Origin of the sequence: Bradyrhizobium sp. 35 (assembly GCF_023073215.1) — a bacterium.
In the GTDB taxonomy this organism is placed as follows: Bacteria; Pseudomonadota; Alphaproteobacteria; order Rhizobiales; family Xanthobacteraceae; genus Bradyrhizobium; species Bradyrhizobium canariense_D.
In genome coordinates, this window is record NZ_JADPJC010000023.1 from 144,319 (window position 1) to 156,653 (window position 12,335).

Annotated in this window: 11 protein-coding genes and 1 pseudogene; 1 reads left to right on the forward strand and 11 read right to left on the reverse strand. The window is 63.3% G+C overall.

Translation table 11 applies throughout. The features are described 5' to 3' along the window. Positions 1-10 precede the first annotated feature (10 nt). From IVB36_RS04825 to IVB36_RS04875, 11 genes and pseudogenes are all read right to left on the reverse strand, one after another. Positions 11-1,243: pseudogene (locus tag IVB36_RS04825) on the reverse strand (EAL domain-containing protein); the annotation flags it as partial. Further along, a complete protein-coding gene (locus IVB36_RS04830; protein ID WP_026233591.1) occupies positions 1,147-1,821 on the reverse strand; it encodes a PAS-domain containing protein in 675 nt (224 codons plus the stop codon). The pseudogene IVB36_RS04825 and the gene IVB36_RS04830, both read right to left, overlap by 97 nt. A gap of 187 nt (positions 1,822-2,008) precedes the next feature. Then, a complete protein-coding gene (locus IVB36_RS04835) occupies positions 2,009-3,292 on the reverse strand; it encodes a glycerate kinase (RefSeq protein WP_018458478.1) in 1,284 nt (427 codons plus the stop codon). A 193-nt stretch (positions 3,293-3,485) separates the two neighbouring features. Continuing rightward, positions 3,486-4,715 carry an ABC transporter substrate-binding protein gene (locus IVB36_RS04840; RefSeq protein ID WP_018458479.1) on the reverse strand — a complete coding sequence of 410 codons (1,230 nt, stop codon included), beginning with the start codon at positions 4,713-4,715 and terminating at the stop codon, positions 3,486-3,488. A gap of 239 nt (positions 4,716-4,954) precedes the next feature. Then, positions 4,955-6,181, reverse strand: a complete 1,227-nt coding sequence (locus tag IVB36_RS04845; RefSeq protein ID WP_247390777.1) for an ABC transporter substrate-binding protein — start codon at positions 6,179-6,181, stop codon at positions 4,955-4,957. Positions 6,182-6,302: 121 nt separating this feature from the next. Then, positions 6,303-7,538: an ABC transporter substrate-binding protein gene (locus IVB36_RS04850; protein ID WP_026233592.1), complete on the reverse strand. Its 1,236-nt coding sequence runs from the start codon at positions 7,536-7,538 to the stop codon at positions 6,303-6,305. Positions 7,539-7,569: 31 nt separating this feature from the next. Next, positions 7,570-8,586, reverse strand: coding sequence for a branched-chain amino acid ABC transporter permease (locus IVB36_RS04855; RefSeq protein ID WP_026233593.1), 1,017 nt, complete (start codon positions 8,584-8,586; stop codon positions 7,570-7,572). 2 nt (positions 8,587-8,588) lie between these two features. Beyond that, positions 8,589-9,467 (reverse strand): branched-chain amino acid ABC transporter permease, encoded by an 879-nt coding sequence (locus IVB36_RS04860; protein WP_007599708.1) that lies wholly within the window; start codon positions 9,465-9,467, stop codon positions 8,589-8,591. Between the two features lie 12 nt (positions 9,468-9,479). Then, positions 9,480-10,193 carry an ABC transporter ATP-binding protein gene (locus IVB36_RS04865; protein WP_007599709.1) on the reverse strand — a complete coding sequence of 238 codons (714 nt, stop codon included), beginning with the start codon at positions 10,191-10,193 and terminating at the stop codon, positions 9,480-9,482. Continuing rightward, positions 10,190-10,987 (reverse strand): ABC transporter ATP-binding protein, encoded by a 798-nt coding sequence (locus IVB36_RS04870; RefSeq protein WP_007599710.1) that lies wholly within the window; start codon positions 10,985-10,987, stop codon positions 10,190-10,192. The genes IVB36_RS04865 and IVB36_RS04870 overlap by 4 nt, the downstream gene beginning before the upstream one ends. 66 nt (positions 10,988-11,053) lie before the next feature. Next, entirely contained in the window at positions 11,054-11,920 is an 867-nt protein-coding gene (locus IVB36_RS04875; protein WP_018458483.1) for an IclR family transcriptional regulator, read from the reverse strand. A gap of 127 nt (positions 11,921-12,047) precedes the next feature. Between IVB36_RS04875 and IVB36_RS04880 the strand changes: the two genes are divergently transcribed. Then, positions 12,048-12,335 (forward strand): enoyl-CoA hydratase/isomerase family protein (locus tag IVB36_RS04880; protein ID WP_247390780.1); only part of this gene is annotated, 288 nt, incomplete at its 3' end.

Below are 12,335 nucleotides of genomic sequence, written 5' to 3' on the forward strand. Positions count from 1 at the left end.
TCCGGTCCCGTTGCTCCTCGCTCTCCACCCCCTCCGCCGTCGTCGTCATGCCCATCCCGCGCGCCAGTGCCGCCACCGCCCGCACGATGCTGAGGGATGCCGCATTGTTTTCCACGCCGCTGACGAAAGACCGGTCGATCTTGATCTTGTCGAAGGGGAAGCATTGCAGATAGGTCAGTGACGAATAGCCGGTGCCGAAATCGTCCATGGCGACCTTGATGCCCAGCGCCCGGAGCTGGTGCAGCGTCGTCAGCGTTCCGTTCCTGTCCTGCAGAAACACGCTTTCCGTGATCTCGATCTCCAGCCGCCGCGGATCGAGGCCGGAGGCCGCCAGCGCGCCGACGATCACCTCCGTCAGGCCCGGCTGGCGGAATTGCACCGCCGAGATGTTGACGGCGACGTGCAGATGGTCCGGCCATCGGCTTGCAGTGCCACAGGCCTGCCGGATCACCCATTCGCCGATCGGCACGATCAGGCCGATCTCTTCCGCAAGCGGGATAAAGCTGTTGGGCGCGACCAGTCCGCGCCGGGGATGTCGCCAGCGGATCAAGGCTTCGAAGCCGCTGATCTCGCCGCCGTCGGTCTTCACGACCGGCTGGTAGTGCAGTTCGAACTGGCCGGCGGCAAGGCCGTTGCGCAGGTCCTGCTCCAGCCCGCGACGGCTTTGCGCTTCTTCGCCCATGGCCGGTTCGAAGAAGCAGTGCATGCCGCGGCCGTCGCTTTTCGCGCGATACAGGGCCAGATCGGCATTGTGCAGGAGTTGCTCGGGCGTCGAGCCGTCGCCAGGCGCAATCGCGATCCCGATGCTCGCGCCCGCAATGGTCTGGTGTCCGTCGAGCCCGAACGGAGCACTCAGCGTCCTGACAACGTCGCGCGCCAGCAGGTCCGCCTCGCTCGAATCGGAAATCGGCGTCTGGAGGATCACGAATTCATCGCCACCCATGCGCGCGACCGTATCGCTGTCGCGCGCGAGCTGCTTGAGGCGGCGGCTGACATCCTGCAGCAGGATGTCGCCGGCCTGGTGGCCCAGGGTGTCGTTGACGGCCTTGAACTTGTCGAGATCGACGTGGTGGATCGCGAACATCCCGCCCTGTTCGAGCGCCTGCTTGAGGCGCTGACCGAGCAGGGCGCGATTGGCGAGGTCCGTCAGCGCGTCGTAGTGCGCCATATGCGCGATCTGCAATTCCGCCTTGCGCTGCTCGGTGATGTCTTCGTGGGTCGCGACCCACCTGAGATCGGGCATCGGTCGGTGCCTGATCTGAAGGTTCGCCCGTTCTGCATCTCGACGATGCTGTCCATGGCCTCGGCTGACATGGCGACATCGGTCCGCCATTTGGCGTATTCCTCCCGCGTCATCGCCGGCACGCTGCCGACCTCGTAGCGTAGGTCGAGGATCTCCTGGAGCGGCGTGCCCGGACGAACGCGGTCGGGCGGCAGGCCGTACATCTCGATAAAGTGCGTGTTGCAGACCACCAGCCGATGGTCGGCGCTGAAGAAGCAGAGTCCGTGCGACATGTTGTTGATCGCGATGTCGAACTGAAAATTGCGCTCCTGCAACCGCCGACTGAGCTCTTCGCGCTCTGTAATGTCCTCGTGCGTCGCCATGCCGCCGCCGTCGGGCAGGGGATGAATGGTGTAGGCGATGATTCGTCCGTCGGCGAATTGCTGGACCGTCTGCTCACTGACGACCGAACCCTCGGTGCGGGCACGGACATAGGCGCCGGCTTCTCCGCCGATGCTCAGGCCCAGTTTGAGCCGATGCTCGATCAGGTCCTTGATCGGCGTGCCCGGGTGCACCTGGTCGGGCGAGAGCGCGTACATCTCGCGGTAGATCAGCCCGACAATTCGCCCAATTTCGGGACATGTTCCTGAAACTGCGGCGAACGCGAGGTTAAGGGCGGCGATGCTCGCCCCCTGGAAAAGAGGACACCGACGAGAATTCAGAGATCGTTAACCATGTCGTCCGCCGAACCGCGCGGGGCGCCGGCGGGATGGCGATGCCACCGTGTCAGTCGACCAGGATTACCCTGATGTCGTTCACATTGGTCAGCGTGGGCCCCGGCAGCAACAGGTCGCCCGTCGCCTCGAAGAACGTGGTCGCGTCGTTGTTGTCGAGATAGGCCTGCGGCTGCAGCCGCTGCGCCGCCATCTTCGCGAACGTCGCCGCGTCGATCAGCGCGCCGGCGGGATCAGTGGGATTGCCGGCACCGCCATCGGCGCCGTCGGTGTCGCCGGCGAGCGCGGAGATGTCAGGCGTGTCCTTCAAGAGGCCGGCGAGCGCCAGCGCGTATTCCTGGTTCGGGCCGCCGCGGCCATTGCCGCGCACGGTGACCGTGAGCTCGCCGCCGGAGAGGATCGCGACACGCTTGCCCTGCGCGCGGGCCTGAAGCGCCAGCCTGGCGTGATCGGCGGCAACGTCGCGGGCCTCCCCTTCGAGGTCGGCGCCGAGATCGATCGTCTCGTAACCGGCCTCATGCGCGAGTTTGACCGCAGCGTCGAGCGATTGCTTCGGACGTGCGATCAATTCGAAATGCGCGCGCGCGAAGGCGGCATCACCGGGCTTGCAGCTCTCGTTGGCGGGGTCGTCCAGCGCGCGGCGGACGGCATCGTCGATGTCGAGCTTGTACCTGGCGACGATGGCGCGCGCATCATTGAGCGTGGTCGGATCGGGCACGGTCGGACCGGAGGCGATTGCGGAGGGATCGTCATGCGGCACGTCGGAAATCGCAAGCGTCACGATCTCGGCGGCATTTTTGCCGGCGCGCGCCAGCCGCCCGCCCTTGATCCGCGACAGATGCTTGCGCACGACATTCATCTCGCCGATCGGCGCGCCGGAGCGGAGCAGCGCCTTGTTGACCGCCTGCTTCTGCCCGAAGCTGATGCCGTTGACGGGCGCGATCCAGTTCGCCGAGCCGCCGCCGGTGAGCAGCACCAAGAGCAGATCGTCCGGCCCGGCCTCGGCCGCGAGCGCCAGCGTGTCGGCCGCGCCCTTCAGGCCGGCTTCGTCGGGCACGGGATGACCGGCCTCGACCACGCGGATGCGGCGCGTCGGCACGCCGTAGCCGTGACGCGTGGTGGCGATGCCGACGAGGCGTTCCGGTGCGAGCCCGAGCGTGTCGAGATAATGCCGCTCGGCGGCGGCGGCCATCGCGGCCGCGCCCTTGCCGGCGGCGAGACAGATCACGCGTCCCTTTGGCGCGGGCCGCAGGTGCGGCGCCAGAATTGTGCTCGGATGAGCGGCGGCAACGGCGGCGTCGTAGAGCGCGCGGAGCAGGGGGCGTCGGTCGGTCATGACGAAGGGCCTTGAGCGGACAGGAAAGACTGGCGGCGAACGCGCCGCTCACCTGCCTACCGCATCATGCGCCAAAGCGTAAGCCGGCTTTGCCATCATTCGATTGTGCAATCGCGTGATCATAATCGCCGCGCAAGCAAAAACCCCCTGCGATGGTTCGCAGGGGGTTTCCGTCGTCGCGTCCTTGATGGGGCTAACCGCCGACGTCGGCGCTGATCACGTCTCCGAACAGCTCAAACTTCTCGCCTTTGAACTTCTCGAGTTGAAGCTGGCTGATCGGCGCGAAATCGGTCGGCGAGGTGTTGATCTTCACGCCCGGCAGCAGGGCCTCGGTGCGGAAGTCCTTCAGATTCGCCGCTTGCTTCATGACGTTCTCGCGCGTGAGATCGTCACCGCACTGCTTCAAGACCTGAACCAGGGTCTGGGCCACGGCATAGCCGACGATCGTGCCCTTATCGAGCTTGTCGCCCTCGGGGAAGTATTTGGTCATGAAGGCGAGAAAGTCCTTCATGCCGGCATCATTGGCCCACTGCGGATCCGATACGTCCTTCAGATAATCGGCCGAGATGATGTCCTGGCCGTTCTCGAAGCCGGCAGGCTTCATCACGCTGCCGACGGAGGCAGAGACGTTGTTGAGGAAGTGCAGCGGCTTCCAGCCGATCTCGGCGTTCTTCTTGATCGCCTGGGCTGCGAATTTCGGCGTCGTGATGTTCATGAAGACGTCGGCGCCGGTCGACTTCAGCTTGACGATGTGGTTGTCGATGGTCGGTTCGGAGGTCTCGTAGCTCTCCTCCACGACGATCATCGACGCGGCTTTGGCGCCGAGGCCGTCCTTCAGGCCCTTGAGATAATCCTTGCCGTAATCATCGTTCTGGAACAGCACGGCGATCTTGGCGTCGGGCTTGTTCTTCAGCAGCCACTTCGCGTAGATCTGCGTCTCGCTCTGGTAGTTGGGCTGCCACCCCATGGTCCAGGGGAAGTTCTGCGGATCGTTCCACTTGGTGGCGCCGGTGGCGACGAAGAGCTGCGGCACCTTCTTCGAGTTCATGTATTTGTGGATCGCCGAGTTCGGCGGCGTGCCGAGCGAGTTGAAGATGAACAGCACCTCGTCGCTCTCGACCAGCTTGCGCGCCTGCTCCACCGTTTTCGGCGGCGAGTAGGCGTCGTCGTAGCTGATGAAGTTGATCTTGCGACCGTTGATGCCGCCTTCGTCGTTGATCTTCTTGAAATAGGCGGCTTCGGTCCGTCCGATGATGCCGTAGGCGGAGGCCGGTCCGCTGTAAGGCATGATGTTGCCGACCTTGATCTCGGTATCGGTCGCGCCGGTGTCGTATTTCTTCTGGGCCGATGCAGTGGAGGCCGAGGCCGCAATGAGCGCGAGCGCCAGTGACGCGGCCGCAAGTTTGCCGGTGACAGCGGGCATTCCTATCTCCCTATTTTCTTGGTGTGTGTGCGTCCCTTTTCTTGTGTTGCCTGTTTTTGGTGACGCAGCCGCAATTCAATACGATTTACCTGATGCCTACAACAGAAAGCCCCTGCGGCGGGGTCGCGGGGGCTGCTTCTTTAGTAGTCAGGGGCGGCCGCGCGCTCGTGTGCGACTGCGAGAAGAGGCATCCGCTTGAGTTGATGAACCGATCAGGAGCGAGTTTGAGTTGCGCGGCTTCAGTGGTCGAGCTCGCTCGAGATCACGTCCCCGAACAGCTCCCACTTCTTGCCCTTGAAGCGCATCATCTGGAGCTGCTCGATCGGGGCGAAATCGTCGGCTGCGGTGTTGATCTTGATGCCTGGCAACAGCGTGTCGGGCTGGAAATCCTTCAAGGAGGCGGCCTGCTTCATGACGTTGTCGCGGGTGAGCTCGTCACCGCACATTTGCAGCACCTTCACCATGGTCTGCGCGGCGGCATAGCCGAACACCACGCCGGCATCGAGCTTGTTGGCCTTGGGATCGTATTTGGCGAGGAAGTTGTAGAATTTCTTCATGCCGTCATCGGCATTCCATTGCGGGTCGGAGGCGTCCTTGGTGTAGCTCGCCGACAGGATCCCTTGCGAGATCTCGAGCCCCGCCGGCTCGAGTACGCCGCCGACCGAGGCCGAGACGTTGGAGATGATGTGGACCGGATGCCAGCCGATCTCGGCCGCCTTCTTGATCGCCTGCGCTGCAAATTTCGGGGTGGTGATGCTGACGAAAATGTCGGCGCCGGAGGCCTTCAATTTCACAACGTGCTCGTCGATTGCCGGCTCCGACGTGTCGTAACCGTCTTCCAGCACGATCATCGAGGCCTTGGGTCCAAGGCCATCCTTCAGCCCTTTCAGGTAGTCCTTGCCGAAATCGTCGTTCTGATAGAGCACGCCGATCTTGCCGTCCGGCTTCTCCTTCATGATGTATTTGGCGTAGATGCGCGCCTCGCTGGCGTAGCTCGGCTGCCAGCCCATGGTCCAGGGATATTGCTTCGGATCGTTCCACTTCGAAGCGCCGCTCGCCACGAACAATTGCGGCACCTTCTTCTCGTTCATGTATTTGCGGATGGCGCCGTTGGTGGAGGTGCCGAGCGAGCCGAAGATCAGCAGCACCCCGTCGCTCTCGACCAGCTTGCGGGCCTGCTCCACCGTCTTCGGCGGCGAATAGCCGTCGTCGTAGGAGATGAACTTGATCTTGCGGCCGCCGATGCCGCCCTCGGCATTGATCTTGTTGAAATAGGCTTCCTCGGCCTTGCCGATCGCCGCATAGGCGGAGGCCGGGCCGCTATAGGGCATGATGTTGCCGATTTTGATCTCGGTATCGGAAGCGCCGCTGTCGTATTTCTTCTGCGCCAGGACCGGGCCGCTCATCGCAGTGCACAACGCGAATGCGGCCAGAACGCCCGCAACCTGAAATCGAACGGCAGTCATCTTTCTCCACCCGGAACGGATCGCCGCCGCATTGAACAAGATTGATGCGGGACGTCAACAAAAAGCCCCCGCGATTCGTTCGCGGGGGCTTCTCGATGTGTCGGACTATAGCGTCAGAGCGTCACTCCGTGGCGATGTCGCCGCTGATGATCTCGCCGAAGAGTTCCCACTTCTCGCCCTTGAAACGCTGCATCTGGAGCTGGGCGATCGGGGCGAAGTCGGTTGGGCTGGTGTTGATCTTGACGCCGGGCAGCAGGGTATCCGGTGCGAAATCCTTCAACGAGGCCGCCTGCTTCATGATGTTGGCCCGGGTCAGATCGTCGCCGCACATCTCCAGGACCTTGGCCAGCGTCGACGCCGCGCCGTAGCCGTAGACCATGCTGGTGTCGGACTTGTCGGCACCCGGCATGTACTTGTCGACGAACTCGTTCCACTTCTTCATGCCGGGGTCGTTGGCCCACTGCGGGTCCGTGGAGTCCTTGGCATAGGCCGCCGACAGCACGCCCTGCGAGGCCTCGAAGCCGGCCGGCTTCATCACGCTGCCGACCGAGATCGACACGTTGGTGAGGATCTGCAGCGGCTTCCAGCTCAGCTCGGCGGTCTTCTTGATGGTCTGGGCCGCGAACTTCGGCGTCGCGTAGATCAGCAGGACGTCGGGATTGGCCGCCTTGATCTTGACGATGTGACCGTCGATCGAGGGTTCGGACACCTCGTAGCTTTCTTCCATGATGATCATGGACGCGCCCTTGGCGCCCAGGCCGTCCTTGGTGCCCTTGAGGTAGTCTTTGCCGAAATCGTCGTTCTGATAGAGGATCGCGATCTTGGCGTCCGGCTTTTCCTTCAACAGCCATTTCGCGTAGATCTGCGCTTCGCTCTGGTAGGACGGCTGCCAGCCCATGGTCCAGGGGAAGTTCTTCGGGTCATTCCACTTGGTGGCGCCGGTGGCGACGAACAGCTGCGGGATCTTCTTGGCGTTGAGGTATTTCTGGATCGCGCTGTTCGAGGGCGTGCCGAGCGGGTTGAACACGACGATCACCTCGTCGCTCTCGACCAGCTTGCGGACCTGCTCGACGGCCTTCGGCGGCGAATAGCCGTCGTCATAGGTGACGAAGTTGATCTTGCGGCCGTTGATGCCGCCCTTGTCGTTGATCATCTTGAAGTAGGCTTCTTCGGTCTTGCCGATGATGCCATAGGCCGAGGCCGGACCGCTATACGGCATGATGTTGCCGATCTTGATCTCGGTATCGGACGCGCCGGTGTCATATTTTTTCTGGGCGAATGCGGCGCCGGAGGTGAGAGTGATGACCGCCGTTGCCGTCACCAGCGCAGCGGTTCGCAGTGTTCTTTCAAAAAACAATTCGGGTCTCCTTAGCTTAATCAACGGGTTGTCAGTTCTTTCTGAGCCGGCCGACGAGTTGCTGGCCCATGATCGCAATCTGCCTCGCGCCGTGCGGCACGAGGTAGATGACGGCGAACAGGAGTACGCCGAACACCGCGCCGGAGAGGCCCTTGGAGATGCCCTCCGCCATGTTCGGCACGAAAATGATGAAGGCGGCGCCGACGAACGAGCCGGGCAGCCAGCCGACGCCACCGACGACCATGCCGAGGAACAGCGAGATCGCCAGCGTGATCGTGTAGCTGTCGGGCGCGACGAACTGCACGGCGATGGCGCCAAGCGAGCCGGCAACGCCGGTGATGCCGGCGGACACGCCGAAGGCCAGCGTCTTGTACAGTGCGACGTTGACGCCCATCGAGGAGGCCGCGATCTCGTTGTCGCGGATCGCCATGAAGGCGCGGCCCGACCGGGAGCGCAGCAGGTTGACCGAGAAGATGTAGATCGCGAGCACGACGGCGAGCGAGAAGTAGTAGAGCCAGGTGTCCTGCGACATAGGCAGCCCGAACGGCGCGTCGGGCTTGGTGACGACGAGGCCCTGCACGCCGCCGGTCCAGTGCTCGAGGAAGTTCAGCTTCAGCAGCTGCGGCATCGCGGTGGCAAGCGCAAAGGTCGCGAGCGCGAGATAGACGCCCGACAGCCGCAGCGCCGGCTTGCCGAACAGGTAGCCGAATGCGAAGCAGACCGCGGCGGAAATCGGAATTGTCAGCGCATAGTTGACGTTGAAGTACTCCATCAGCACCGCCGACGTATAAGCGCCCACGGCGTAGAAGGCGCTCTGGCCGAGCGAGAACTGGCCGGAGCCGCCCGTCAGGATGTTCAAGGCCAGCACCGCGAGCCCGTAGATCAGGAGCATCGTCATCTGGAAGATGATGAAGTTCTTGACGAACACCGGCACGATCAACAGCACCGCCAGCACCAACAGAGAGGTGCCCGTGCCCAGCGTCATCGCCCGCTTCGGAACCGCCTCGACGGCCGGGGCTTCCGTGACGACGTCTTCTGCAGCGCTCATGATCAAACTCGCTTGACGATTTGCCGGCCGAACAGGCCAGCGGGTTTGACGACCAGGACGGAAATGATCAGCGCGAGCGCGATCGGAAGCTTCAGCTCGTTGCCGACGCCGGGAATGTAGGTGCCGGCGAGGTTCTCGAAGACGCCGACCAGGAAGCCGCCGACCACGGCGCCGAACGGGCTGGTCAGTCCGCCGAGCACCGCCGCGGCGAAGCCGTAGATCAGCACGCCGCCCATCATATTGGGCTCGAGGAACACGACCGGTGCGATCAGCATGCCGGCGATCGCACCGATCGCGGACGCCATGCCCCAGCCGAGCGCGATCATCCAGCTCGTGTTGATGCCGACCAGTCGGGCCGATTCAGGCACGGAGGCGGCCGCGCGCATGGCGAGGCCGATCTTGGTGTACTGGAAGAAGAAGTAGAGGCCGAGCAGCAGCAGCACGGTGACGCCGATCATGCCGGCCTGGTGGGTCGAGATCAGCTGGCTGCCGAGGAAGGGCGAGGAGCCGAACGGGGTCGGATACTGCTTAATGGTGAAGTCCCAGATCAGGCCGGCCGAGGAGTTGATGATCGCGAACAGCGCGATAAAGCCGGCGACGTTGGTCAGCACCGGCGCCTTGGCGAGCGGCTTGAACAGGATGCGCTCGATCGCGATGCCGCCGACAAAGGACAATGCCAGCGTGATCACGAAGGCAGCCCAATATGGGATGCCCCATTGCATCAGCTGCCAGGAGATGAAGGTCGAGAACATCGCCATCTCACCCTGGGCGAAGTTGAGATGGTCGATCGCCTGATAGATCATGACCACGGCGAGCGCCATGCAGGCGTAGATCGCGCCCGTGGCGATGCCGGCCAGCACTTGGTTGGTGAACAGCTCCATCGTGCCGGCTCCTCAGTAACCCAGGTAGGATTTGCGGATTTCTTCGTTGTTCGCGATGTCCTTGGCGTTGCCCGACATCACGATGCGCCCGGTCTCGATCACATAGGCCTGGTCGGCGAGCTCCAGCGCGAGCTGGGCGTTCTGCTCGACCACCAGGATCGACACCTTGTCCTCGCGGTTGATCTTGCCGAGGATGCCGAACAGGTCGCGCACCACCAGCGGCGCCAGGCCGAACGAAGGCTCGTCCAGCAGCATCAGCCGCGGCCGCAGCATCAGGGCGCGGGCGACCGCCAGCATCTGCTGCTCGCCGCCCGAGAGCGTGCCGGCCTGTTGGGTATGCCGCTGCTTCAGCACCGGGAAATGCGCATACATGCGCTCGATGTCGGAGACGATGCCGGCGCTGTCCTTGCGGGTGATCGCGCCGAGCTGGAGGTTTTCCTCCACCGTCATGGTGGTGAAGGTGCCGCGGCCCTGCGGCACATGGGCGATGCCGAACCGCACGATGCTCTCGGTGGAGCGGTTGTTCAGCGGCTTGCCGTCGAACTCGATGCCGCCGGTTGAGCGCACCATGTTGCAGATCGCGCGCAGCGTGGTGGTCTTGCCGGCGCCGTTGGCCCCCAGCAACGTGGTCAGCGATCCCTCGCTGAGCGAGAAGGACAGACCGTGGAGGGCCTGGACCTGGCCGTAATAAGCGCGCAGGTCCTTGACGTTGAGCAGCGTCGTCATTGGTCCTTGCTCCCGAGATAGGCCTTGATGACGTCGGGATCCGCCTGCACCTGGGCGGGCGTGCCTTCCGCGAGCTTCTTGCCGAAATTCAGCGCGACGACGTGGTCGGCGATCGACATCACGAGGCCCATGTGATGCTCGACCAGCAGCACGGTCATGTGGCGTTCGTCGCGGATGCGGCGGATGAGGTCGCCGAGCACGTAGACTTCCTCGTGGTTGAGGCCGCCGGCGGGCTCGTCGAGCAGCAGGATCTTCGGATCGGCAGCGAGCGCGCGCGCCAGCTCGACGCGCTTCTGCGTGCCGAACGGCAGGCCCGACACGACGGTGTGGGCGACGTCCTCGAGGTCGAGATAGGCGAGGATCTCGTGCACCTTCTTGTTGACGTCGCTCTCGCTGCGGCGAACCCAGGCCAGCCGCAGCGAGTCGCTGATGATGTCGCTGGAGGTGCGGGCATGGGTGCCGACGCGGACATTGTCCATCACCGACAAATTCGGAAACAGCGCCACGTTCTGGAAGGTGCGGCCGATGCCGATCTCCGCGATCCGGTGCGGCGGGCGCGTCAGGATGCTCGCGCCCTCCATCAGGATGTCGCCGGACGACGGCTGGTAGAGCCGCGAGAGGCAGTTGAAGAGCGTGGTCTTGCCGGCGCCGTTAGGGCCGATCAAGCCGAGGATCTGGCCCTTGTGCATGTCAAAGGACACACCATTGAGCGCGACGATGCCGCCGAACACGACGCTGACGTCGCGAACCGCGAGCAGGGGCGATGTCCCCTGCGCGAGCTGTGCCTGCGTCATCTCGTCTCGCCCACTGTGTTCAGTGAGCGAAGGGGCGATGTGAACCGCTCCCGATGATGACAAAGGCTATCTGATCCCCTCGGCCACACGCGCAACTTTCCCTCCTGATTTCAGCTTTTTGCTGACGTCTTTTTTGGAATGCGGCATCAGACCCCCGAGTGCCGCTTCGATGTTCCTTACCATCGCAAGCAGACGCGGTCCAATGTCGTTGATCAAACGCTCTTCCGTGAAGCGGAATGCGGGCGCGCCGCAATTGAATGCGTAAGGACCGGTTCCGTCGTTGAGTCTGAGCGCGACGCCGGCGGCGCCGATGTCGTCGTGCCAGTCGCCGACCGAAATCGCAAATCCATATTTCGCGACCGTCTCGCCGGAGCGTTCCAACCCGTCGCGCATCTTGGGCCAGCGGCTGCCGTAATGTTCGCGCAAGACACGAGACAGTTCAGCGCGATTGTCTTCGTCGAGTGCCCAGAAATAGGCGCGGCCCATCGCGCTGGTTGCAATCGGCACGCGGGAGCCGACGTCCAGTTGAACGCCAACCGTCTCGCTGCCACGGCTCTGTCCGAAATAGATCATGCTGTGCCGGTCGCGGCCGCCGATGGCGACGGCGCCGCCGGTCGCACGCATCATTTCCTCGCGAAACGGCTCGGACAAATGCCGAACGCCGAGATTGGACAACGCGGCGTAGCCGAGCGCCATCGCGGCCGGCGCAAGCTGATATTTCTCGAAGCGGGGAACCGGCGTCAGATAGCCGAGCTTGGTCAAGGTATAGGTCAGCCGCGAAACGGTCGGCTTGGGCAAATTGGTGCGGGCCGCGATTTCCTGATTGCCAAGAAGTCCGTCGCTGGGCTGGAATGCGCGCAATACGTCAAGTCCGCGGGAAAGCGCGACGACGAAATTCCGATCGGTCGCTGTCTTCTTTCCTGTACGCTTCATCCCTGATCTGCTTCTTGCGCGGAGTCGTTGACAAGCCACGTGCTTCAAAATAACCCTGCCGTCAAGATGCGGAATTAAATTCTGCAGTGCGAAATTGAACAAAGTTACCCCACCAAGGAGGGACACCGTGAGCGAAGTGGTCAAGCTTGAGCGTCATGACGAAGTCGGGATCGTCACGGTCGACAGCCCTCCGGTCAACGCGCTGAGCGCCGCGGTTCGTGGCGGAATTCTGGAGTGCATCAAGGCCGCGGTCGCCGATCCCGCCATCAAGGGCATCGTGCTGACCTGTGCCGGCCGCACCTTCATCGCGGGCGCCGACATCACCGAATTCGGCAAGCCGCCGAAGCCGCCCGCCCTTAACGACGTGCTTTCCGAGATCGAGAATTCACCGAAGCCGGTCGTGGCCGCGATCCAC